22 protein-coding genes are annotated in these 23714 nt (G+C 68.9%); 12 read left to right on the top strand and 10 right to left on the bottom strand.

The features are described 5' to 3' along the window. Positions 1 to 46 precede the first annotated feature (46 nt). Positions 47 to 430 carry a preprotein translocase subunit SecG gene (gene secG / locus KIP89_RS04270; protein ID WP_213754169.1) on the bottom strand — a complete coding sequence of 128 codons (384 nt, stop codon included), beginning with the start codon at positions 428 to 430 and terminating at the stop codon, positions 47 to 49. A 130-nt stretch (positions 431 to 560) separates the two neighbouring features. Further along, positions 561 to 1316 (bottom strand): triose-phosphate isomerase, encoded by a 756-nt coding sequence (gene tpiA, locus KIP89_RS04265; RefSeq protein ID WP_213754168.1) that lies wholly within the window; start codon positions 1314 to 1316, stop codon positions 561 to 563. A 171-nt stretch (positions 1317 to 1487) separates the two neighbouring features. Between tpiA and KIP89_RS04260 the strand changes: the two genes are divergently transcribed. The 9 genes from KIP89_RS04260 (at position 1488) to KIP89_RS04220 (ending at position 10473) form a co-directional block, all read left to right on the top strand. After that, the gene (locus KIP89_RS04260) at positions 1488 to 3377 is read left to right on the top strand and encodes a peptidylprolyl isomerase (protein ID WP_213754167.1); all 1890 of its coding nucleotides are present in this window, start codon (positions 1488 to 1490) and stop codon (positions 3375 to 3377) included. A gap of 13 nt (positions 3378 to 3390) precedes the next feature. Continuing rightward, entirely contained in the window at positions 3391 to 4905 is a 1515-nt protein-coding gene (gene trpE / locus KIP89_RS04255; RefSeq protein ID WP_213754166.1) for an anthranilate synthase component I, read from the top strand. Positions 4906 to 5045: 140 nt separating this feature from the next. Next, positions 5046 to 5648, top strand: a complete 603-nt coding sequence (locus KIP89_RS04250; protein ID WP_213754165.1) for an anthranilate synthase component II — start codon at positions 5046 to 5048, stop codon at positions 5646 to 5648. Positions 5649 to 5667: 19 nt separating this feature from the next. Further along, on the top strand, positions 5668 to 6690 hold the full coding sequence (gene trpD / locus KIP89_RS04245; protein WP_213754164.1) for an anthranilate phosphoribosyltransferase: 1023 nt from the start codon (positions 5668 to 5670) through the stop codon (positions 6688 to 6690). 5 nt (positions 6691 to 6695) lie between these two features. Continuing rightward, entirely contained in the window at positions 6696 to 7505 is an 810-nt protein-coding gene (gene trpC, locus KIP89_RS04240; protein WP_213754163.1) for an indole-3-glycerol phosphate synthase TrpC, read from the top strand. Continuing rightward, positions 7505 to 7990: a cyclic pyranopterin monophosphate synthase MoaC gene (gene moaC / locus KIP89_RS04235; RefSeq protein ID WP_213754162.1), complete on the top strand. Its 486-nt coding sequence runs from the start codon at positions 7505 to 7507 to the stop codon at positions 7988 to 7990. Before trpC ends, moaC begins: the two co-directional genes overlap by 1 nt. 26 nt (positions 7991 to 8016) lie before the next feature. Continuing rightward, the gene (locus tag KIP89_RS04230; RefSeq protein ID WP_213754161.1) at positions 8017 to 9243 is read left to right on the top strand and encodes a molybdopterin molybdotransferase MoeA; all 1227 of its coding nucleotides are present in this window, start codon (positions 8017 to 8019) and stop codon (positions 9241 to 9243) included. A 47-nt stretch (positions 9244 to 9290) separates the two neighbouring features. Further along, positions 9291 to 9680 (top strand): oxalurate catabolism protein HpxZ, encoded by a 390-nt coding sequence (hpxZ, locus tag KIP89_RS04225; RefSeq protein ID WP_213754160.1) that lies wholly within the window; start codon positions 9291 to 9293, stop codon positions 9678 to 9680. Between the two features lie 100 nt (positions 9681 to 9780). Beyond that, positions 9781 to 10473 (top strand): GntR family transcriptional regulator, encoded by a 693-nt coding sequence (locus tag KIP89_RS04220; RefSeq protein WP_213754159.1) that lies wholly within the window; start codon positions 9781 to 9783, stop codon positions 10471 to 10473. A 36-nt stretch (positions 10474 to 10509) separates the two neighbouring features. On the opposite strand, the gene atzF is transcribed toward KIP89_RS04220, so the two are convergent. After that, the gene (atzF, locus tag KIP89_RS04215; protein WP_213754158.1) at positions 10510 to 12336 is read right to left on the bottom strand and encodes an allophanate hydrolase; all 1827 of its coding nucleotides are present in this window, start codon (positions 12334 to 12336) and stop codon (positions 10510 to 10512) included. 222 nt (positions 12337 to 12558) lie between these two features. Between atzF and lexA the strand changes: the two genes are divergently transcribed. After that, positions 12559 to 13260, top strand: coding sequence for a transcriptional repressor LexA (gene lexA, locus KIP89_RS04210; protein WP_213754157.1), 702 nt, complete (start codon positions 12559 to 12561; stop codon positions 13258 to 13260). Here lexA and KIP89_RS04205 read toward each other — a convergent pair. Both KIP89_RS04205 and KIP89_RS19735 read right to left on the bottom strand, forming a co-directional pair. Then, positions 13254 to 15524 (bottom strand): ComEC/Rec2 family competence protein, encoded by a 2271-nt coding sequence (locus KIP89_RS04205; RefSeq protein ID WP_369807043.1) that lies wholly within the window; start codon positions 15522 to 15524, stop codon positions 13254 to 13256. The two genes, lexA and KIP89_RS04205, sit on opposite strands and share 7 nt — an antisense overlap. Before the next feature lie 15 nt (positions 15525 to 15539). After that, entirely contained in the window at positions 15540 to 15914 is a 375-nt protein-coding gene (locus KIP89_RS19735; protein ID WP_250152182.1) for a hypothetical protein, read from the bottom strand. A gap of 188 nt (positions 15915 to 16102) precedes the next feature. On the opposite strand from KIP89_RS19735, the gene gltX reads away from it, so the two are divergent. Together gltX and gltA are read left to right on the top strand one after the other, a co-directional pair. Continuing rightward, positions 16103 to 17539 carry a glutamate--tRNA ligase gene (gene gltX, locus KIP89_RS04200; protein ID WP_213754156.1) on the top strand — a complete coding sequence of 479 codons (1437 nt, stop codon included), beginning with the start codon at positions 16103 to 16105 and terminating at the stop codon, positions 17537 to 17539. A 301-nt stretch (positions 17540 to 17840) separates the two neighbouring features. Then, complete coding sequence (gltA, locus tag KIP89_RS04195; protein ID WP_213754155.1) at positions 17841 to 19151, top strand: citrate synthase; 1311 nt, start codon at positions 17841 to 17843, stop codon at positions 19149 to 19151. A gap of 98 nt (positions 19152 to 19249) precedes the next feature. Here the strand turns inward: gltA and lpxB are convergent, their stop codons facing one another. Genes lpxB through lpxD form a run of 5 tightly spaced genes read right to left on the bottom strand, consistent with a single transcriptional unit; the run spans position 19250 to position 23692 of the window. Next, positions 19250 to 20452 (bottom strand): lipid-A-disaccharide synthase, encoded by a 1203-nt coding sequence (lpxB, locus tag KIP89_RS04190; RefSeq protein ID WP_213754154.1) that lies wholly within the window; start codon positions 20450 to 20452, stop codon positions 19250 to 19252. Then, on the bottom strand, positions 20449 to 21333 hold the full coding sequence (locus KIP89_RS04185; RefSeq protein WP_213754153.1) for an LpxI family protein: 885 nt from the start codon (positions 21331 to 21333) through the stop codon (positions 20449 to 20451). Before KIP89_RS04185 ends, lpxB begins: the two co-directional genes overlap by 4 nt. Then, on the bottom strand, positions 21308 to 22141 hold the full coding sequence (lpxA, locus tag KIP89_RS04180) for an acyl-ACP--UDP-N-acetylglucosamine O-acyltransferase (protein WP_213754152.1): 834 nt from the start codon (positions 22139 to 22141) through the stop codon (positions 21308 to 21310). The genes KIP89_RS04185 and lpxA overlap by 26 nt, the downstream gene beginning before the upstream one ends. Next, the gene (gene fabZ, locus KIP89_RS04175) at positions 22141 to 22623 is read right to left on the bottom strand and encodes a 3-hydroxyacyl-ACP dehydratase FabZ (RefSeq protein WP_213754151.1); all 483 of its coding nucleotides are present in this window, start codon (positions 22621 to 22623) and stop codon (positions 22141 to 22143) included. Before fabZ ends, lpxA begins: the two co-directional genes overlap by 1 nt. Before the next feature lie 4 nt (positions 22624 to 22627). After that, positions 22628 to 23692, bottom strand: coding sequence for a UDP-3-O-(3-hydroxymyristoyl)glucosamine N-acyltransferase (gene lpxD, locus KIP89_RS04170; protein WP_213754150.1), 1065 nt, complete (start codon positions 23690 to 23692; stop codon positions 22628 to 22630). Positions 23693 to 23714: the final 22 nt, after the last annotated feature.

Genomic DNA, 23714 nt, shown 5'->3' with positions numbered 1-23714 from the left:
CCGTCAGCCGCCCCCATGGAAGCCCATGGGAAGCGGCCAGCGGCGATCACTGCGACTGCGGAACCTGCGGCACCGCGGGAGCGGCCGGCGCCGACGGGGCGGGCTGGGCGCCCTGAAGCTGATCGAGCACCGAGCCGCCCGGCACGGGCGCGCCCGGAGCCGTGGTCGCCGGCGCGTTGAAGATGGTGGTCGGGCCGCGACCCCAGCCGGCCAGAACGGTCAGGCTGAGGCTGGTGACGAAGAACAGGCCCGCGAGAATCGCCGTGGCGCGGGTGAGCACGTTGGCGGTGCCGCGCGCGCTGAAGAAACCGCCGCCGCCACCACCGCCGCCGCCAATGCCGAGCCCACCGCCTTCGGAACGCTGGATCAGCACCACGCCGATCAGGGCGAGCACCACCATGAGATGGATGACGATGAGTACCGTTTGCATCTGACGCCTTCAAAAATCCTGCGGCGGCGGGACCTGCAAAGAGGCCCGCCGCGAATGTTGGCGCGTTCCTACACGATTGCGCCCGGCGTTTCCAGCCATGCGCGTGCCGTGCGGGACAACGTGTTCACGCTTACAGATAAGCGCGCGCGATTGGGAGAAAAGTATCCGCCGTCAGACTGGCCCCGCCGACCAGCGCGCCATCCACATCGGCGACGCCCAGAATCTCGCGCGCATTGTCCGGCTTGACCGAGCCGCCATAGAGCAGGCGCATCCCCGCCCCTTCCGCGCCGAACCGCGCGAGCAGCACGGCGCGCATGTCGCCATGCATCTGCGCGATATCGGCAAGGGTGGGGGTGAGGCCGGTGCCGATGGCCCAGACCGGCTCATAGGCAATGACGGTGTTCGCCGCCGTGGCGCCGGCGGGCAGCGAGCCGGCGAGCTGGCCGCGCACCACGTCGAGCGCCGCGCCCGCCTCGCGTTCAGTGCGGGTCTCGCCGACGCAGATCACCGCGAGCAGCCCGGCCCGCCAGGCGGCCTCGGCCTTGGCGTGCACCATGGCGTCGCTCTCATGATGGTCGGCGCGGCGCTCCGAGTGCCCGACAATGACGGCGCTGGCGCCGGTATCGGCGATCATCTCGGCGGAAATATCCCCGGTGTGGGCCCCGCTCGCCTTGGCATGGCAATCCTGCGCGCCGATGCCGACATGCGAGCCGAGCGCAACCACCGCGAGGGTGGAGAGCAGCGTGGCGGGCGGGCAGATCATCAGGTCGGCCTTGGCGCGGAGCCCGGCGTCATAGCCTTCCGCGATCCGCGCGAATTCCGCGACCGTCGCCTTCAGCCCGTTCATCTTCCAGTTACCCGCCACCAATGGACGACGCATCGACATGACCCTTCCCGCTCGCTAGAACGCCCGTACCGCTGACCCCGCGTTAACAGACCGAACCGGCGCCCGCAAATGACGGGATGTGCGACATTGCAGCGTACCGGACCCATCCCTATGATGCGCGCCTTTCGCGTGCCGGGCCTGTCGCCCGCCTGACGCCCAACGAGTCGATCAATGCTTGATACGCTGCGCAAAAGCGCCTCTGGAATAGTCGCCAAAATTCTGATGGTTCTCCTCATCCTCAGCTTTGCTGTGTGGGGCATCGCCGATGTGTTCCGCGGCTTCGGCGGCCAGACGCTGGCGACGATCGGCTCGACCGAGATCACCGTCCCGGAATTCCGTCAGGTCTATCAGGAGCGCCTCCAGCAGATCAGCCAGCAGCTCAAGCGCGGCCTGACGCCGGAGATGGCGCGCGCCTTTGGCATTCCCGACCAGGTGCTGAACGAGCGCCTGGCCGAGGCCGCGCTCGACGACCGGGCCAAATCGCTCGGTCTGGCGCTGTCGGATGAGGAGATCGCCCGCCGCGTGCAGCAGAACCCGGCCTTCTTCGGCCCCTCCGGTGCCTTCGATCCCGGCTATTTCGCCAATCTGCTGCGGCAGAACAACTACACCGAGGCGCGCTTCGTCGATGCCGAGCGCCGGCTGGCGCTGCGCCAGCAGATCATCCAGTCGCTGGGTGGAGGCGTCACGGTCCCGACCGTGCTTAAGGACGCGCTGGTGCGCTTCGACAAGGAGGAGCGTTCGGTCAATTACGCCCTGCTGCGCGCCGCCAACATCACGCCGCCGGCCGACCCGACCGACGAGGAACTGCGCAGCTTCTTCGACGCCCGCAAGGTCGCCTTCCGCGCGCCCGAGTTCCGCACCGTCGATGTTCTGACCCTGAACCCGCAGGCGCTCGCCGCCGGCGAGCAGGTCAGCGAGGCCGAGGTCGAGGCCGCCTACAACAACAACCTGACCCGCTTCGGCACGCCGGAAAAGCGCGTGGTGCAGCAGATCGTGTTCCCCAATGCGGATGAGGCCAAGGCCGCGGCCGACCGCATCGCCGCCGGCACGCCCTTTGCCGACTTCGTCGCCGAGCGCAAGCTGACCCCGGCCGATGTCGATCTCGGCGATGTGACGAAAACCGACATCTTCGACAAGGCCGTGGCCGATGCCGCCTTCGCCCTGCCGGCGGATGGCACCAGCGGCGTGGTGACCGGCCGTTTCGGCCCGGTGATCGTGCATGTCGGCGCCATCACCCCCGCCACCATCAAACCGCTGGCCGAGGTTGCCCCCGAGATTCGCACCCAGCTCCAGCTTGAGGCGGCGCAGCGCGCCATGCTGGCCAAATACGACCAGGTCGAGGATGAGCGGGCCAGCGGCGCCAAGCTGGCGGAGATCGCGTCCAGGGTCGGGCTGAGCGTGCAGACCCTCAACACCAACATTCAGGGCCAGACGCCGGACGGCACCTCGATCGGCGACCTGCCGGGCCGTGCCGATGTGCTGCGCGGCGCCTTCGCCAGCGAGGTCGGGGCCGAGAACGACCCGGTCCAGCTGCCGCAGAATGGCGGCTATGTCTGGTACGAGGTTCAGTCCGTCACCGCCCCGCGCGACCGCACTTTCGAGGAAGCGCGCGCGCAGGTGCTCGACCGCTGGAAGCAGGACCAGGCCGCGCAGGCGCTCGACCAGAAGGTCGAGGAACTGAAGGCCAAGATCGCTGCCGGCCAGGCCTTCGACGCGGCCATGACCGAGGCCGGGCTCGAAATGCGCGCCGCCAACGGCCTGCGCCGTGGCCGCGCCGCCGATGGCGTGCCGCAGGAAATCCTCGAAGCCGTGTTCGACACCGACCAGGGCAAGGTCGGCAGCGCCAGCGCCGAGGGGGGCGAGAGCCGCATCCTGTTCGTGGTGCTCAACGTGACCACGCCCAGCGGCGGCGATCTCGACGCCAAGGTGCTGGCCGATGTGCGCCAGAGCATCGAGAACGACCTCATGACCGAATATCTCGTCCAGTTGCAGACCGATCTCGACGCGCGCATCAACCGTGCCGCGCTCGACCAGATCGTCGGCACCGACGCGGTGAACTGACGAGACCCGTATCATGAGCCTGACACCCGACGTCGCGGACTTCGCCGCCGCCTATGAGCGCGGCGAAGCCCAGGTGGTGACGACCACGCTGATCGCCGATCTGGAAACCCCGGTCTCGGCCTTCCTGAAGATCGCCGGCGAGCGGGCGAACAGCTTCCTGCTGGAATCGGTGGAAGGCGGCGCCACGCGCGGGCGCTATTCCATGATCGGCATCGACCCGGACGTGATCTGGCGCTGCCATGGCGATCGCGCCGAGATCAACCGGCAGGCCGCGCACGCGCCCGACGCCTTCGAGCCCTGCCCGGACAAGCCGCTCGCGGCGCTGCGCAAGCTGGTCGAGGAATCGCGCATCCACCTGCCCGACGGCGCCCCGCCCATGGCGGCCGGCGTGTTCGGCTATCTCGGCTACGACATGGTGCGCCAGATGGAGCGCCTGCCGGACGCCAAGGCGGATATTTTCGGCGTGCCGGATGCGATCTTCATCCGCCCGACCGTGATGGTTGTGTTCGATGCGGTGCGCGACGAGATCACCGTGGTGACGCCGGTGCGGCCCCGCCCCGGCCTCGCCGCCGCCGTCGCCTATGAGGAGGCGAGCGCCCGGCTGGAGCGCGTCGTCGCCGCGCTCGACAGCGCGCTGCCCAATGTGCCGCCGGAGGATATCTTCCATCAGGCGGTGGAGCCGGTGTCGAACACCACGCCGGAAGCCTACCGCGCCATGGTGGAGCGGGCGAAGGAGTACATCCGCGCCGGTGACATCTTCCAGGTGGTGCTGTCGCAGCGATTCGACGCCCCGTTCACCCTGCCGCCCTTCTCGCTCTACCGCGCGCTGCGGCGGATCAACCCGGCGCCCTTCCTGGTCTATTTCAATTTCGGCGGCTTCTCGCTGGTGTGCTCCAGCCCGGAAATCCTCGTCCGGCTGCGCGACAACACCGTCACCATCCGCCCCATCGCCGGCACCCGCCGCCGGGGCGCGACGCCGCATGAGGACAAGGCGCTGGAAGACGAGCTGCTGGCCGATCCCAAGGAGCGGGCCGAGCATCTGATGCTGCTCGATCTCGGCCGCAACGATGTCGGCCGGGTCGCCAAGATCGGCTCGGTGCAGGTGACCGATAGCTTCTTCATCGAACGCTACAGCCAGGTCATGCACATCGTCTCCAATGTCGAGGGCGAGCTGGACCCGCGCCGCGACGCGCTCGACGCGCTGGCCGCCGGCTTCCCCGCCGGTACCGTCTCCGGCGCGCCCAAAGTGCGGGCGATGGAGATCATCGACGAGCTGGAGCGCGACAAGCGCGGCATCTATGCCGGCGCCATCGGCTATTTCGGCGCCGATGGCGAGATGGACACCTGCATCGTGCTGCGCACCGCCGTGGTGAAGGATGGCAGGATGCATGTGCAGGCCGGCGCCGGCATCGTCTATGACTCGGTGCCGGAGAGCGAGTTGCAGGAATGCGTCAACAAGGCCAAGGCTCTGTTCCGTGCCGGTGAGGAAGCGGTACGCTTCGCCGCGCGCTCGGGACGCGGGCAATGAGGACCGGGACGATGGAACAGGCGCGGCATCGGCGATGGCGGGGCGGGCGATAGAGAGTTCGCCGGCCGGCGCGGCTTGACCCCGCGCCGGATCAGACCCTAGACCTTTGCAGCCGGCACGGGCCGGCGGATGGACGCGCGATGATCCTTCTTGTCGACAATTACGACAGCTTCACCTGGAACCTCGTCCACTATCTCGGCGGCCTAGGCGCCGAGGTGGAGGTGCGCCGCAATGACACGCTCACCGTCGACGAGGCGCTGGCGATGAAGCCCGAGGCCATCGTCATCTCGCCCGGCCCGGCCACCCCGGACGATGCGGGCATCTGCTGCGATCTCATCGCGCGCGCGGCGCAGGAGGGCGTGCCGGTGTTCGGCGTCTGCCTCGGCCATCAGGCGATCGGCCAGGTGTTCGGCGGCGAGGTGATCCGCGCCCCGCTGCCGATCCATGGCAAGCTCGCCGACGTCCAGCACAAGGGCGAGACGGTGTTTCGCGGCATCAACGGCCCGTTCAAGGCAACCCGCTACCACTCGCTGGTAGTCAAGCGCGAGACCCTGCCGCCGGCGCTAGGCATCACTGCCGAGACCGATGACGGGCTGATCATGGGCCTCTCGCACAAGGAACTGCCGGTGCACGGGGTGCAGTTCCACCCCGAGAGCATCGCCTCCGAGCACGGCCAGACCATTCTCAAGAACTTCCTCGACCTGGCCCGCGCGTGGAACGCCGGCCGGTCGCGGGCAGCCTGACGCGCGCTCCGGGGGGACGATGGAAAATCTCAAGGCCATCATCGGCAAGATCGCCACCGGCGCGACGCTGACGCGGGCGGAAGCGGCCTTCGCCTTCGACATCATGATGTCGGGCGAGGCGACGCCCTCGCAGATCGGCGCGGTGCTCATGGGCCTGCGCGTGCGGGGGGAGGATGTCGAGGAGATCGCCGGAGCGGTGACGACGATGCGCGCCAAGATGCTGCGCGTCGACGCGCCTGCTGACGCGGTAGACGTAGTCGGCACCGGCGGCGACGCCTCCGGCTCCTACAACATCTCGACCTGCGCCTCCTTCATCGTCGCCGGCGCGGGCGTGCCGGTGGCCAAGCACGGCAATCGCGCGCTGTCCTCAAAGTCCGGCGCGGCCGATGTGCTGATGGCGCTGGGGGTCAAGATCGACCTCACCCCGGCGCAGATCTCCCGCTGCATCAAGGAGGCCGGCATCGGCTTCATGTTCGCCCCGTCCCATCACCCGGCGATGAAGCATGTCGGGCCGACGCGGGTGGAGATGGGCACGCGCACCATCTTCAACCTGCTGGGGCCGCTGTCGAACCCGGCCGGCGTCACCCGCCAGATGGTCGGCGTGTTCGCGCGCGGCTGGGTGGAGCCGATCGCCGAGGTGCTGCGCACGCTGGGCTCGGCCCGCGCCTGGGTCGTCCATGGCTCGGACGGGCTCGACGAGATCACCACCACCGGCCCGACCACGGTGGCGGAGCTGAAGGACGGCACGATCCGCAGCTTCGAGATCGCGCCGGAGGAATTCGGCCTCACCCGCGCGACGCCCGAATCGCTGAAAGGTGGCGACGGCACGGCCAATGCCGTGGCGCTGCGCGCCGTGCTGGCGGGCGAGAAGAGCGCCTATGCGGATGTGGCCCTGTTCAACGCGGCGGCGGCCCTCATCGTCGCCGGCAAGGCCGATGCCATCGGGCCCGCGCTGGAGATCGCCCGTGCCAGCCTCACGGGCGGCCATGCCGAGGCGGCGCTGGAGCGTCTGGTGGCGGTCTCCGCCACGGCGGCGGAGTAGGCGCCATGGCGGATATTCTGGAGAAGATCGGCGCCTATAAGCGCGAGGAGATCGCCGCCGCCAAGCTGGCCCGCCCGCTCGCTGGCCTGCGCGCGCACGCCGAGGCGCAGGCACCGACGCGCGGGTTTCTGCGCGCCATCGAGGCGAAGCTCGCCGCCGGCCAGACCGCGCTGATCGCCGAGATCAAGAAGGCCAGCCCCTCCAAGGGCCTGATCCGGCCGGATTTCGACCCCCCGGCTCTCGCCAGCGCCTATGAAGCGGGCGGGGCGGCGTGCCTCTCCGTGCTAACCGACACCCCCTCCTTTCAGGGCGCGCCGGAATTCCTCACCGCCGCCCGCGCCGCCTGTTCGCTGCCGGCGCTCCGCAAGGATTTCCTCTACGACACCTATCAGGTGTTCGAGGCGCGGGCCTGGGGCGCCGACTGCATCCTCGTCATCATGGCCTCGGTCGACGACGCGCTCGCCCGCGATCTGATCGACACCGCGCACGGCCTCGGCATGGATGCGCTGGTCGAGGTGCATGACGATGCCGAGCTCGACCGCGCGCTGACCCTGCCGGCGCGGCTCATTGGCATCAACAACCGCAATCTGCGCAATTTCGAGGTGACGCTCGCCACCTCCGAGCGGCTCGCCCCGCGCATTCCGGCCGACCGGGTGATCGTCGGCGAGAGCGGCATCTTTACACCCGAGGACGTCGCCCGCCTCGCCAAGGTGCGCATCGGTACCATCCTCGTCGGCGAGAGTCTGATGCGGCAGACCGACGTGGCGGCGGCAACGCGCGCCCTGCTCGCGCCCACCATGCAGGCGGCGGGCTGATGAGCGAGCGCCCCAGCCTCACCCATCTCGACGCCACCGGCGCCGCCAACATGGTCGATGTCGCCGACAAGGCTGTCACTGACCGTGTGGCGGTGGCGGAAGGCGAGGTGCGGATGGAAGCGGCGACGCTCGATCTCATCCTCTCCGGCAACGCCAAAAAGGGCGATGTGATCGGCACGGCGCGGCTCGCCGGCATCATGGCGGCCAAGCGCACCCATGAGTTGATCCCGCTCTGCCACGCCCTGCTGCTCTCGAAAGTTGCGGTCGAGATCGAACCGGATGCCACCCTGCCGGGTTTGCGGGTGCGGGCCACCGTGCGCACCAGCGGCCAGACCGGGGTGGAGATGGAGGCGCTGACCGCCGTCTCCGTCGCCTGCCTCACCGTCTATGACATGGCCAAGGCGGTGGATCGCGGGATGCGGATCGAGGCGATCCGGCTCCTGGAGAAGTCCGGCGGCCGCTCCGGCCATTGGCAGGCCGGCTGATACAACCCGTTGAGAGGGGATATGCCATGGCGCTGATGCCGGTCGACGAGGCGCTGACGCGCCTGCTCGCTTCCGCCGCTCCCCTGCCCACCGAGCGCGTGCCGCTCATGGACGCCGCCGGCCGCGTGCTGGCCGAGCCCGTTGTTTCCCGCCGCACCACGCCCGGCGCCGATGTCTCCGCCATGGATGGCTATGCGGTGCGGGCCGTCGACGCGGCAAGCCTTCCCGCTACGCTGACCGTGATCGGCGAATCGGCCGCCGGCCGCCCCTTTGAGGGGGACATGCTGGCGGGCACGGCGGTGCGCATCTTCACCGGCGCGGTGATGCCCGCCGGGGCGGATGCCGTGGTGATCCAGGAGGATACGCTGCGCGAGGGCGATCTCGTGGCCATCCGCGAGGCGGCGACGCCCGGACGCCATATTCGCCGCGCGGGCGGCGATTTCGCCAGCGGCGAGGTGCTGCTCTCACCCGGCCACAGGCTCCGCGCCCGCGATCTGGCGTTGGCCGCCTCGGCGGATGTCGCTGACCTCACGGTCTATCGGCGCCCGCGCGTGGGCTTGCTCTCCACCGGCGATGAGTTGGTACGGCCGGGCGCGGGGGCCGGGTCGCATCAGGTGATCCTGTCCAACATCTATTCGGTCGGCGCGCTGGCCCGCGCGGCAGGGGCCGAGGTGACGGATTTCGGCATTCTGCCCGATGACATGGCGGCGACTCAGGCGGGCGTGAGTTCGGCGCTCGCCGCCGGTTTCGACGTGCTGGTGACCACGGGCGGCGCCTCGGTCGGCGACCATGATCTGGTCGCGCCGGCGCTCATCTCCCAGGGCGTCGAACTTGCCGTGCACAAGGTGGCGCTGCGGCCCGGCAAGCCGCTGATGTTCGGCACCTACGCGCACGGGGCATCCATCAGCCACGTTCTCGGCCTGCCCGGCAACCCGGTCTCGGCCCATGTCTGCGCTCTGCTCTATCTCGTGCCGCTGCTCAGGGCCTTGCAGGGCGTTGAGGTGCCGCCGCGCGTGCCGCTAAAGCCCGCCCGGCTGGCGGTGGATGTGAAGGCCAACGAGATGCGCATGGATTTCCAGCGCGCACAGATCGTCGGCGAGCAGGATGGCCTGCCGCTGGTGCGCCCCCTGCCGGTGCAGGACAGTTCCATGCTCTCGGTGCTGGCACGGGCCGACGTGCTGCTGGTACGCCAGCCCCATGCGCCCGCCGCGTCCGCGGGCGAGACCTGCGAGATTCTGCCGCTTGAGGATTGACCCGGCCGGCCGCAGGCGGTGATGTGGCGCCAGCAGGGGGCGAGCTTATGGATATCAATCTTCCCGACGTGAAGGCCGAAGTGGAAGCCGTCTTTGCGCGCTATGAGCGCGCGCTGGTGAGCAACGACGTCACCGAACTCGACGCACTGTTCTGGAACGACCCGACCACGATCCGCTATGGCAATAGCGAGAATATCTATGGCATCGAGGGCATCCGCGCCTTCCGCGCCGCCCGCTCGCCGCAGGGTCTGGAACGGACATTGGAGCGCACCGTCATCACCACCTTCGGGCGCGACATGGCGGTCGCCTCGACCCTGTTCCGCCGCCCGGTCATGCCCGGCCGCATCGGCCGGCAGATGCAGACCTGGATGCGCACGCCCGAAGGCTGGAAGGTGGTCGCCGCCCATGTCAGCATCATCGCCGATCCCGACGAATGATCGACGCTGGCCACGGCGACGGACCGGATTCTGCATGCTAGCCTACGGGTTGCCGCGACTCCCGCGTTGGCGGCACGCATGCCCATGATCATCTGACACCATGCCCCTCGCTGTGATGTCCCCGAGAACCGGCCCCACCGCCGAGGCCCGCAAGCGAGTGACCCGCGCCGAGGAACTGCGCCTCCAGATCGCCGACGAGATCACCCGTGGGCGGCTGCCGCCGGGAACCACGCTGGACGAAACCGCCCTCGCCGCCCGCTTCGGCGTTTCCCGCACGCCGGTGCGCGAGGCGCTGCGCGAACTGGCGGCCTCGGGGCTGGTCGATACGAGGCCGCATCGCGGCGCCGTCGTCGCCCGCCCCAGCCTGGAGCGGCTTCAGGACATGTTCGACGTGATGGCCGAGCTGGAGGCGCTCTGCGCCGGCCTTGCCGCGCTCGCCATGACCCCGGCGGAACGCCGCCAGCTTGACCTGCTGCACACCCAGATGGGCGAGATGATGCGCGCCGGCGACTTCGCCGCCTATCGCGAGGCGAACGAGCAGTTCCACACCTCGATCTATGCCGGCAGCCACAACGACTATCTGGTGGAAATCACGCTGGGCACCCGGCGGCGTCTGTCGCCGTTCCGGCGCGCCCAGTTTCATGCGCTGGGCCGTCTCGCCCTGTCGCATCGCGAGCATGATCAGGTGGTCACGGCGATCCTGCGCGGCCAGCGGGACGCCGCCTCCGCCGCCATGCGCAGCCATATCGGCATCGTTCATGGCGCGTATGAACAATACGCACAAACTATTTGAAATCAGATGCTTATCGGCTTTACCTGAGGCAGGGCCTCACGCGCCCGCCGGCATGTCGGCGCTGCGCCGCGCGGCCTCATCCGCGAGAAATTCCCGCCAGCCGCCAAAGGCCGTGATGTCGCGCGCCAGCGGTGCGGCACACGCTTCCATGGCGAAGCCCTTCACCTGCGAGCCATCCTCCAGCAGCACCGTGGCGATGCCGAGCGGCGCGGGAATGCCGGCCACCAGCCGGCCAAAGGCTTCTTGCGGCAGCGCCCAGATCTCGCAGGCGATCGCCGCCCCCGATCCCGGCGTGCCGCGCAGCAGGCCGGGACGGCGCACCCGCCCTTCCGGCAGCAGGAACAGCCGGTAATCCGCGCTGGTGCGGGAGGCGCGCACGAACACGCCTCCGGCCTCCAGCAGATCGCCATTGAGCGGCAGGCCCGAGAGGTGCGCGCCGAACAGGGCGATCTCGATATGCCCCGGCGCCGGCGCGGGAGCCGTCGCGCGTGCGGGCGGCAGCGCGGCGCCGGTGGCACCGAGCGTCAGCCCGGTAGCGCGGTGGAAAGCAGCCCCGAGCGACGCCAGATGCGCGTCGCGCCCGGCCGGAGCCAGCAGGGTGACGCCGGCGGGGGCACCATCAGGGCGGATCTCCGCCGGGACGGCCAGGCCGCACATGTCGAGCAGGTTCACGAAATTGGTGTAGACGCCTAGATGGCTGTTGCAGCGCACCGGCTCGGCCAGCATCTGCTCGACCGTGTAGACGGTCGGCATGGTCGGCACCATCAGCGCGTCGATCCCGGCGAGCGCGGCGTGGGCCTGCGCCTTCAGCTCCGCCAGACGGTACTGGCCACGAAACGCATCGACCGCGCTGAAGCCGCGCCCCTGCTCGATGATCGACCGCACCACCGGATGGAACGCATCCGGCCGCGATTCCAGGAACGAGCCGACCGCGGCATAACGCTCCGCGACCCACGGACCCTCATAGAGCAGGCGCGCGGTCTCGAAAAACGGGGTCATGTCGAGTTCGACAAGGCGCGCGCCGAGGCTTGCCATCCTCTCCGTGGCGCGGTGGAAGGCCGCATCCGCCTGCCGGTCACCGAAGCTCAACCGGTCCTGCGCCCGCGGCACGGCAATGCGCGGGCTGGGCGGGAAGCCGGCGAGCGCGCCGAGCGCAAGCGCGCGCGAATAGGGATCGTCCGCATCCGGCCCCGCCATCACACTGGTGGCCAGCAGCGCATCCTCGACCGTGAGCGCGAAGACCGATACGCAATCCAGCGAGCGGCAGGCGGGAACCACGCCGCGCGTCGACACGAGGCCGAGGCTGGGCTTGAGGCCGACAATGTTGTTGAGCCCCGCCGGCACACGCCCGGAGCCCGCCGTATCGGTGCCGAGCGCCAGCGGCACCAGCCCGGCGGCGACCGCGACAGCCGAGCCGGAACTCGACCCGCCCGGCACGAGGTCGCCCCGCACCGCATTGCGCGGCGTGCCATAGGGCGAGCGCGTGCCGTTCAGCCCGGTCGCGAACTGGTCGAGATTGGTCTTGCCGATGAGGATCGCCCCGGCCCGGCGCAGCCGCGCCACGGCGGCGGCATCGCGTGTCGCGGGATAGGCATAATCGGGGCAGGCGCAGGTGGTCGGCAGGCCGGCGACGTCGATATTGTCCTTTACTGCGAAGGGCACGCCATAGAGCGGCATCTGCTGGGGATCGGCACCCTCCAGCTTTTTCAGTTGAGCGGCGATGCCCGCTTCATCCACCAGCGCCGTGAACACCGCCGAATCATCATGAGCGGCGATCAGAGCCCGCGCCCGCGCGACGGTGTCAGCCGGGCGCTTTTTGCCGGAACGGTGATCGGCGAGGATGTCGGCGATGGATCCGATCAAACGGCATTCCTTTCACAGGCGCACATGCCATCATGCATAGGCATTAGGCACAACAAAAGACATTGCATACAAATAGCCGATCAAATCCGACCGCGCCAGCCTTCCGCCCAAGCGCATCGTTTACCCATTGTGGAACACACAAAGAACGGATAGTGTTTGTTCGTGATTTGTTTCGGTTGCAGGCCCGGTAAGGGTCGGCCCGCATGAGACGGACCGGGATTGATGCTCACCCGCAAACAGCACGAACTGCTGCTCTTTATCGATGATCGCCTGAAAAGGGACGGTGTCCCTCCCTCCTTCGAGGAAATGAAGGAGGCGCTGGACCTGCGGTCCAAATCCGGCATCCACCGCCTGATCACGGCGCTGGAGGAGCGCGGCTTCATCCGCCGCCTGCCCAACCGGGCACGCGCTCTCGAAGTGCTGCGCATGCCCGAGGATGCGCAGCCCCGCCCGGCGCGCGGCGGCTTCGCCCCGAATGTGATCGAGGGCAGCCTCAACCGGCAGAAAGTGCCCTCCGCCTTGGTGGACGAGGATAATCGCCGCCCGGTGGCCATTCCGCTGGTCGGCCGCATCGCGGCGGGTTCGCCCATCGCGGCGATCCAGTCGCGCGACAACACGATCAGCATGCCGCCGGAAATGCTCTCGGGCGGCGAACATTTCGCGCTCGAAGTGCGCGGCGACTCGATGATCGAGGCCGGCATTCTGGATGGCGATCTCGCGCTGATCCGCAAATCCGACACCGCCAATACCGGCGACATCGTCGTCGCGCTGATCGACGACGAGGAAGCCACGCTCAAGCGCCTGCGCCGCAAGGGCGCCTCGATCGCGCTTGAAGCGGCCAATCCCGCCTATGAGACCCGCATCTTCGGGCCGGATCGCGTGCAGATTCAGGGCCGTCTGGTGGCGCTGTTCCGGCGCTATTGAGCCTCTGTGCTGTCCGACACGGCGCCGGCCCGCGCGGCGTCGACGATATGACTAGGCGGCGAAACGCTGCCGGCCCGGCCTGCGGGTAAAGCGGCTGCGGTCGGCTCGGCGGATATCTGGCGTGCCGGTGGCAGCCAGGGGCGCGAGCCCTCCGCCGGGCGCGCTTCGACAACGCGCCAGAGAGCGCCGTAAGAGTTGCGGGTGATCACGGGGGTGGCGTTGGGTTCGAGCGCGGGCTGTGCGTCTCCACCATCGCCGATATTAAGTCCCCGCCCCAATGGGATGAGCGGCAGGCCGGCGCGTTCGGTGTCGGCGGGTGCGGGGTCCGCGCGGTTGGCCTGCTGATGTTCGGCCCCCGGACTCTCGGTTTCCGCACCTTCGGCCTCCATTTGCGGCCCATGCGGGACCAGCCCATGCGCGACCAGGGCCTCCTGTGCCGGTCCCACGCGGGAGCCGCTCGGTGGTGGAGCGTCGGCGGACCGCCCCGTCGCTCGCTCCTCCCGAAACACCGCCAGCGCCGAGGTCCGCCGTGCCGGATCGATGCGCAGCACGCGCGCGGCGCAGTCGGAAGGCGGGGCGGCGGTGGTGACGAGCAGGGCGGCGCGCCGGCAATCCTCCTCCAGCGAGTCGCGATGGCGCGACAGCGCGATCACCTCGCCCTGCGGCGTGCGCAGCGTGCAGCCCAGTGGGTCGCAGCGTGCCGCCTGCGTGAGCGCCGCATCGTCAAGGCGGGCGCGATCGCCCTCGGCGCTCAGCCATTGCTCGACCACGAAGCGCCCCGCGAGACCGCGATCACGGTCCCCCATGACGGCAAGACGCCCATCGGCCTGACGCACCGCCACGGTGCGCCCTTCGCGGTCGACCAGCAGATCGGGTCGTGAGGCCGTGGGGGCGAGAAGGATCCCGGCGAGAGCGAGCACGGGCGCGACGATCACCAGCCCGCTGCGCAGCAGGCAGAGCGCGGCGAGCGCCAGCGCGAAGCAGATCAGGCTCGCCAGCGGTAGGGCCGCGAGGGCGCGATCAGCGCCGGGCACCTCGGCGACGGCGCGGGAAATCGCCACCATCAATTCGATGCCCCAGCCCATGAGGCGCCAGGCGGGGTCATCCCAGCCGAAGGGAATGAGCAGCGCGCCGGCAAGGCCCGCCGGCATCACAACGAAGGACACCACCGGCATGGCCGCGAGATTGGCCAGCAGGCTCAGCGGGGCGAGGCGCTGGAAGTGATAGGCGGCAAAAGGCGCGGTCGCGAGCCCCGCCGCCAGCGAGGTCAGCACCAGCGCGGCGAGGTAGACCATGGGCGCATGGAGCCAGCGTCGCCCCCCGCCGGGTGCGAGCGCCGGCACCCACCCGCCCCACCGTCCATAGGCGGCGACCAGCGCCAGCGTGGCGGCAAAGGACATCTGCGCGCCGGGATCGAGCACCGCCCAGGGCGTCAGCGCCAGCACGGTGAAGGCGGCGAGAGCGAGCGTGCGCAGCGTCAGCGCCGGCCGTCCGAGGATGATTCCGGCCAGCACGATCAGCGTCATCACATAGGCGCGCTGCGTCGCCACCTCGGCGCCTGACAAAGCGAGATAGAAGGTGGCGGCGAGCACGGCGGGAAGCGCCGCCCAGTTCTTGATGGGAAAGCGCAGCGCGAGATCGGGCGAGAGCGCCAGCAGGGCCCGCACGAGGAAGAACATGCCGGTCGCCACCAGCGCCATGTGCAGGCCGGAAATCGAGAGCACATGCGAGAGGCCGGAGATGCGCATGCTCTCCTCGATCGCCTCCGGCACGCCGTCGCGCAGCCCCGTCACCAGCGCGACAGCGATAGCCGCCTCCCCGGCCTTCGTGTCCGCTTGCCCGCCCGGCGCGGCCGGGGGCAGAAGGCTGGCCCGGATCCGCGTGGCGATGGCCGCCCGCGCCTGCGCCAGCCAGGCGCTCAACGCCAGCCCCGGCGGCGCCTGAGCGGAAGTCGGGGCGGACGCAGCACGGCCGAGCGCAAAGCCGGTAGCGCCGATGCCCTCGAACCAGGCGAGCCGGCCGAAATCAAACCCGCCCGGATAAGCCGGCCCCGGCGGCGGCGCCAGACTCGCCCGCACCCGCACATGCTCACCCACCTTGGGCGGTGTCCGGCTGGCGAGCGTCACCCGCGCCCGCTCCGGCGCGGTGATGCCGGGCCGGCCGAAGGAGGTCAGATAAAGGGTAATGCGGCTGCCACGGCTGCGCTGCTCCGCCATCTCGACGAAGCCGGTGATCTCTACCCCTTCCGCCGCCTCGGCCAGCACGGGATGGGCGATGCGCTACACCTGCAGGCTCGCGACAGCAAAGCCGGCCGCGATCGCCGCCAGAAGGACAAGACTATGGAAGGCCAGAGGCCGCTCGCGCGCGAGCATCGCAAGGCCGGCCAGCACAAGGGCGGGCAGCAGGCCGGCATAGGGCAGCGGCTCCTGCGGCGCGCCGAAATAGAGCGCGATGCCGGTGGCAAAGGCGATCGGCAGGAAGAGGAAGAAGCGCCGGTCCTCGACTTCCCGCGCCAGCGCCCCGGCCAGCCCGCCCGCCAGCCCGCCGAGCGCCTCGCCGGACCAGCCAATGCCGCGCAGGCCCGCGCGCCGTGGCACGGCAATAGCGACGGCACGCGCGCGGGCGCCGCGGCGCGGCACGTCGCCGTCATCCATCTGCCGCCCCGCACGGGGCTCGTCTGCGCCCTGCACGCCCTGCCCCGCCGCGTTGCGGCACCGACCCGTTGGCATGGCAGCCCCGGGGCCGGCGCCATTTCCCACGCCGGGGAGCTATGGTACACGCACCCTCCGCATCCGCCATGCTTTGCCGTCGTCCGATACGGGCGACGTGAGACGGAAGAGACATGTCCGAGACCGTCATTACCCGCTTCGCCCCCTCGCCTACCGGCTTCCTGCACATTGGCGGCGCCCGCACCGCGCTGTTCAACTGGCTCTATGCCCGTGCCAAGGGCGGCACCATGCTGCTGCGCATCGAGGACACGGACCGCCAGCGTTCCACGCCGGAGGCGATCGACGCGATCATTGACGGGCTGAAATGGCTCGGCATCGACTGGTCGGGCGACGTGATCTACCAGTTCGCCCGCGCCGAACGTCACCGCGAGGCGGTGGAGCAGATGATCGCCGCCGGCCGCGCCTACCCTTGCTTCGCCACCCAGCAGGAGCTGGAGGAGATGCGCGAGACCGCCCGCAAGGAAGGTCGCCCGCCGCGCTATGACGGGCGCTGGCGCGACCGCCCGGCCTCGGATTACCCGACCGACCGCAAGCCGGTGTTTCGCCTGAAGGCGCCGACCGAGGGCGAGACGGTGATCGACGATCTCGTGCAGGGCCGCGTGGTCATTCCCAACAAGGATCTCGACGACCTCGTCCTGCTGCGCTCGGACGGCACGCCGACCTACATGCTCTCGGTCGTGGTGGACGATCACGACATGGGCGTCACCCACATCATCCGCGGCGACGACCATCTGACCAATGCCGCGCGGCAGACGCAGATCTACCTCGCCCTTGGCTGGCATGTGCCGAAGATGGCGCATATCCCGCTCATTCACGGGCCGGATGGCGCCAAGCTCTCCAAGCGCCACGGCGCGCTCGGCGTCGATGCCTATCGCGCCATGGGCTACCTGCCCGCCGCGCTGCGCAACTATCTGGTGCGGCTCGGCTGGAGCCATGGCGACCAGGAAATCTTCTCCACGCAGGAAATGAGCGAGCTGTTCGATCTCGACCGCGTCGGCCGCTCGGCGGCGCGCTTCGATTTCGCCAAGCTCGAAAGCATCAACGGCCTCTATATGCGGCAGACGCCCGACGAGGAGCTGATGGCGGCGCTCGACGCGCTGCTGCCGCATCTGCCTGATGGCGCCGCGATCGCCGCCGCACTGACCCCCGAGCGCCGGGCGCAGCTCATCGCCGCCATGCCGGGCCTCAAGGAGCGTGCCAAGACGCTGGTCGAGCTGATCGACAGCGCCGGCTATATCTGGAAGTCGCGCCCCTTCGCGCTGGAAGACAAGGCCAAGGCCCTTCTGACCCCGGACGCGCGGCAGCTTCTCGTCGCCGCCGCCGAGGCGCTTCAGGGCGTCGAGGACTGGAGCGCGGCCAGCACCGAGGCGGCCATGCGCGAGGTGGCGGAGGCGAAGGCGGTCAAGCTCGGGGCGCTGGCCCAGCCGCTGCGCGCCGCCATGACCGGACGAACCACCTCGCCCGGCATTTTCGACGTGCTGGCGGTTCTCGGCAAGGCCGAGACGCTGGCGCGCCTCGGCGACCAGACGGGTGTTTCCGCCGGCGTCTGAGACGGCATCGGGGCAGCCCCTGAGGCGACCCCGCAGGCTTGCTCCAGCCGCCATCCGGCGGCTGGTCTGACGCGCCTGCGAGATAAGTAAAACCCTGTATAGCAACGATTCCCGACGCCGCGCATTACGTCCTTCGCTGCGCTTGCGAGCAGGGGGCGAACCGGTTACGACTCCTGCACAGGCTGCGGCATGGCCTTACCCGCCCGCTTGCCCCCGCCATCCAGCCAACGGCCGAAAGCGCGACGCGGCACCGGCATATCGTGCACCGTTCCTTCGGTTTCAAATGCTTAGGGAGACCAGCATGGACGCCATCAACGGCACTTCGGCCAAAACCGCCAAACTCACCATTGGCGAGACAAGCTGGGACCTCCCCGTGCTGAGTGGCACGATCGGGCCGGATGTCGTCGATATCGGCAAGCTCTACGGCCAGACCGGCATGTTCACCTACGATCCGGGCTTCACCTCGACCGCCTCCTGTGAAAGCCAGATCACCTATATCGACGGCGACGAGGGCATTCTTCTTTACCGCGGCTATCCGATCGAGCAGCTGGCCGAGAGCGGCGACTTCCTCGAGACGTGCTACCTGCTCCTTTATGGGGAGCTGCCGACCGCCGCCCAGAAGGCGGATTTCGACTACCGCGTCACGCGCCACACCATGGTGCATGAGCAGATGAGCCGCTTCTTCCACGGCTTCCGTCGCGACGCGCACCCGATGGCGGTGCTGGTGGCCTCGGTCGGCGCGATGTCGGCCTTCTATCACGACTCCACCGACATTTCGGACCCGCAGCAGCGGATGATCGCCTCGATCCGCATGATCGCGAAGATGCCGACGCTGGCCGCCATGGCCTACAAATATTCGATCGGCCAGCCCTTCGTGTACCCGAAGAACGAGCTCGACTACGCCTCGAACTTCCTGCGCATGTGCTTCTCGGTACCCTGCGAGGAATACAAGGCGAACCCGGTGCTCTCCCGCGCCATCGACAAGATCTTCATCCTGCACGCCGACCACGAGCAGAATGCCTCGACCTCGACGGTTCGCCTCGCCGGTTCCTCCGGCGCCAACCCCTTCGCCTGCATCGCCGCCGGCATCGCCTGCCTGTGGGGCCCGGCCCATGGCGGCGCCAACGAGGCGGCGCTGAAGATGCTCGGCGAGATCGGCTCGGTCGACCGCATCCCCGAATATATCAAGCGCGCCAAGGACAAGAACGATCCGTTCCGCCTGATGGGCTTCGGCCATCGCGTCTACAAGAATTACGACCCGCGCGCCAAGATCATGCAGAAGACCTGCCATGAAGTTCTCGGCGAGCTTGGCATCAAGGACGATCCGCTGCTCGACATCGCCGTTGAGCTGGAGCGCATCGCGCTGCAGGACGAATATTTCGTCGAGCGCAAGCTCTACCCGAACATCGATTTCTACTCGGGCATCACGCTGCGCGCGCTTGGCTTCCCGACCTCCATGTTCACCGTGCTGTTCGCCCTCGCCCGTACCGTGGGCTGGATCGGCCAGTGGAAAGAGATGATCGAGGATCCGGGCCAGCGCATCGGCCGCCCGCGCCAGCTCTATACCGGCGCCGCCCAGCGCGACTACGTGCCGATCGCCCGCCGCAAGTGAGCGGCGCGCCCGCCAGCCGACCCCGCATGGGAGTGGCTGGCGGCACGGATCGACATCAGATGATCAGGCCCCGTCTTCCATCCGGAAGACGGGGTTTTTCATGAGCGGGAGACGCGCGGCGCGCGTGCGAGCACATCCAGCACGGCCCGTGCCGCACGCTGGCCGGGAGGCGCGCCATCGGCGCCCATCACCTGATCGAGCCGCGCGAAGGCCGCGAGCTGGGCGGCACGTTCCGGCCCTCCCTCGATCAGCCGCGCCAGTTGCTCGGCCATGGCGGGCGGGTCGATGTGCCATTGCAGATATTCCGGCACCGCCTTCTCGTTGAGGATGAGGTTCGGCAGGATGGCCGTCGTCACCTTCAGCAGATAGGGCGCGATGTGGCCCTCCAGCCATGGCACCTTATAGGCCGCAACCGTCGGAATGCCGGCCAGCGCGAGTTCCAGCGTCACCGTGCCCGATGCGGCGAGCGCGGCCCGCGCCATCCGGAAGGCCGCGTATTTCCTGGCCTCATCGACGACGATGCGGGGCCGCACCTTCCAGCCCGCCACCATGGCCTGCGCTTCTGTGAGGCGGCTCGACAGTGTCGGCAGGACGAACTCGGTATGCGGCAGGCGCTGCTGCAAACGCTCCAGCACCTCGCCAAAGGCACCACCCAGCCGGGCGAGCTCCGAGCGGCGGCTACCGGGCAGCACAAGCACGACGGGCGGAAAGGCGGCGCGGCGGGCCGATTCCAGCGCATCCGGCCGCAGATCCCCCAGCATCGCCATCAGCGGATGGCCGACATAGGTGGTCGGCGGACCGCCCAGTTCCGCCATGACCTGCGGCTCGAAGGGCAGGACGGCGAGCACGCGGTCAATATCCGGGGCCATCGCGCGGGCCCGGCCGGGACGCCAGACCCAGACGGTCGGCGCCACATATTTCACGATCGGCAGGTGGGGCAGCTTCCGGCGCACGCGGCGGGCCACGCGATGGGTAAAATCGGGCGCGTCGACCAGCACCAGAACGTCCGGCGGCGCGGCGACGATCGCGTCGACCGTCTCGCTCATCCGTCGCAGGATGCGCGGCAGGCCGGCAATGACCTGCGCGAAGCCCATGGCGGTGATGTCTTCCATGGGAAAGAACGAGGCTAGCCCCGCCGCCTGCATGCGACTGCCGCCGACCCCCCGGAAACGCACCGTGGGAACCATCTCGGCCAGGGCGGCCATGAGACCGGCGCCGAGCACATCGCCCGATTCCTCTCCAGCCACCAGAAAGACGTCCAGCGGTGGAAGCGTCGCACCCGTACCGGGAACAGCCGTCACGATGCTCTCCCGCGCGGCGCGAGACCATGGATGAACAGCCCGGCCTCATCGGCCTTGCGGACGATCTCGGCGAGATCAGCGACGATGACGCCGCCGGCCTCCACCGCGATGCCGGCGAGGCCGGCGCGCGCGGCCCCCTCCGCCGTGCGCACGCCCAGCGAGGGCATATCGAGCCGACGGTCCTGCCCGGCCTTGGGTAGCTTCACGAGAACACCACAGCGCGGCGCCCGGCGTATCCGCCCATTGGCGCGCAGTTCGGCGACGCGGGCCAGCATCAGGTCCGTGCCTTCCGCCGCCTCCATGGCCACGACATGGCGGTTCATCACCACTAGCCCCTGCCCGATATCGAGCGGGCCGGTGATCTCGAGAACCTGACGGCCGACCTCGATATCCTCAAGCTCCTCGCGCGTCGCCGCCACGGCGCCGAGCTGGCCGGCCGGCATGAGAATTTCCGGTGCCACCTCATGAGCGCCGAGCAGGCGGAATCCCGCGTCCTCGAAAATGCGGCCGAGGCCGGAAAGCAGATGATCATCCCCGCCGCGCATGATGCTGACCACGCGCGGCAGCAGCATCAGCGTCGTCCAGTCAAGGCGGATGTCACGAAGGCGGGGGCGCAGCACATTGCCGATGAACACGACATCCCGGCAGCCAAGCCGGCGCATCTCGCTGGTGAGCCGCCCGAAGCGGCCGATCGCGATCCACACATGCGGCCAGGCCTCGACCTCCGCGCCGGCAAAGCCGCGCACCGGGAACAGCACCACCTCGCGCCCCGCCCGCCGCGCGGCCTGCGCGACCGCTAGCGGAAAGGCGCCCCCACCGCAGATGATGGCGAGGGGACCTGAGGCGTGAGCGTGCCTAGACGCCTGCGGGCTCGACGACATGGTCGGCCGCATCGATGGGAACGGTCAGCCGACGCTTGCCGACGCTGCGCACGAAGTCGACGATCAGCATGACATGGGCATTATCGGCAAAACGCTCGGCCACGCGAGAGGCGCGCTCGGCAAGCGTGCCCATGCCATAGAACAGTTCGCGATAAGCCGTCTGCAGTTCACGCCGCTGAACCAGCGACAGGCCGCGACGCTTCAGCCCGGTATAGTTGAGCGAGCGCAGGCCCGGATGGCCCTCCATCATCAGCCCGAAGGGGATGATGTCGAAATGCACGCCGCACATGCCCCCGACCATCGCGCCTTCGCCGATGCGGGTGAACTGGTGCACGGCCGCGAGCCCGCCGATGAACACATTGTCGCCGACCGTGACATGGCCGGCGATCGTGGCATTGTTGGCGAAGATCACGCGATTGCCGATGATGCAGTCATGCGCCACATGGCTGGCGGTCATGAACATGCAGCCTTCGCCGACCACCGTTTCCATGTGGCCGCCGGCGGTGCCGAGATTCATCGTCACATGTTCGCGGATGATGCAGTTGCGGCCGATCAGCAGCCGGCTCGGCTCGCCCTTGTAATGATAGGACTGCGGCGGGAAGCCTAGCGCGGCGAAGGGATAGACGACGCTATCGTCGCCGATCGTGGTATGGCCGGCAATCGCCACATGCGAGATGAGCTTCACCCCGGCCCCGAGCACGACATTGGCACCCACGGTGCAGAACGGCCCGATCTCGACCCCTTCACCGAGGACGGCACCGTCCTCGACCCGCGCGGTGGGATCGATCTTCACGGAAGAAACGCTCATTACTTCTGTGCCTCTCGGGCGATCATCGCCCCTACATCGGCCTCGGCGACGAGCTGGCCGTCGACCTTCGCCTCGCCGCGAAACCACCACATGTTGCGGCGCTTGGATATCTGCGTCATGTGGTATTCGAGCACATCGCCCGGCACGACGGGTTTGCGGAATTTCGCCTTGTCGATGGTCATGAAATAGACCAGCGAGGGCGCGCCATCGTCGGGCCGGCCCAGCAGGCAGATCGTGCCCGCGGTCTGCGCCATGCCTTCGAGGATCAGCACGCCGGGCATCACCGGATTGTCCGGAAAATGGCCCTGGAAATGCGGCTCATTGGCGGAGACGTTCTTGATGCCGATGGCGCTCTTGTCGCCATCGATGTTGATGATCTTGTCGACCATCAGAAACGGGTAGCGATGCGGCAGCGCCGCAAGGATGCGCAGGATATCGGCGGAGCCGAGCGCAGCCGCTTTGGTGTCGGTCTGAACGTCCATTCTCTTACTGCCCTTCCTGACGCCCGGTCGCGGGGCGCTCACCGCGCGCCAGGCGCTGAACGGCCATGACCTCGCGGAACCACTCCCGCATCGGCTTGGCCGGGGACCCTCCCCACTCCACGCCGGGCGGCACGTCGTCCTTCACATTGCTCGTGGCGGCGATACGCGCGCCGTCGCCGATCGTCACATGGCCGATGACGCCGACCTGCCCGCCCAGCATCACGAAATCCCCCAGCGTCGCGCTGCCGGCAATCCCGGTCTGTGACACCACGATGCAATGGCGGCCGATGACCACGTTGTGGGCGATCTGCACCAGATTGTCGATCTTGCTGCCCTCGCCGATCACCGTGTCGCGCAGGCCGCCGCGATCGATTGCGGTTCCCGCGCCGATCTCCACATCGTCCTGAAGGATCACCCGCTTGATCTGCGGCACCTTGGCATGCCCCTTGGCGCCGCCGAGATAGCCGAAGCCGTCCTGACCGATGCGGGCGCCGGGGTGGACGATCACGCGATCACCCAATAGCGTGTGCTGAATGCTCGCTCCAGCCCCGATCGAGCAGTTTCGTCCGATCCGCACGCCGGGTCCGATCACCGCGCCCGCGGCCACAACCGTGCCGCTGCCGATCTCGGCACCGGGGCCGACGACCGCGCCGGGATCAACCGTCACATCAGCTTCCAGCCGGGCTTGCGGGTGCACCATGGCGCTGGCGGCGACACCCGTCGCGCCAAAGGCCGAGCCGGGACGCAGCGTCGCGGCATGGAGTTGCCGGGCGATGGCGACAAAGGCGGGATAGGGCTTGGCCACGACAAGGGCGACGGTCGAAGCCGGCACATGCGCGGCGAAACGGGAGGAGACCAGACAGGCGCCCGCGCGCGTGGCCTGCAATTCGCCCACGTGGCGCGGGCCATCCATGAAGGCGATATCGCCGGGCCCGGCCTCGTCAAGAGAGGCAACACCGGACATCAGGCGCTCGCCATCGACGCCTTCGGGCAAGACAGCGCCGACAGCGGCCGCGATATCGGCCAGCCGGACGGGTGTCGGGGCGGGATGGAAAACGGGATCGCTCATGCTGTGTGCCGTGCCGACCGGC

Origin of the sequence: Ancylobacter radicis (assembly GCF_018449475.1) — a bacterium.
GTDB lineage: Bacteria > Pseudomonadota > Alphaproteobacteria > Rhizobiales > Xanthobacteraceae > Ancylobacter > Ancylobacter radicis.
The sequence above is the reverse complement of the archived record's forward strand: the minus strand, read 5'-3'. Positions and strand labels throughout refer to the sequence as shown.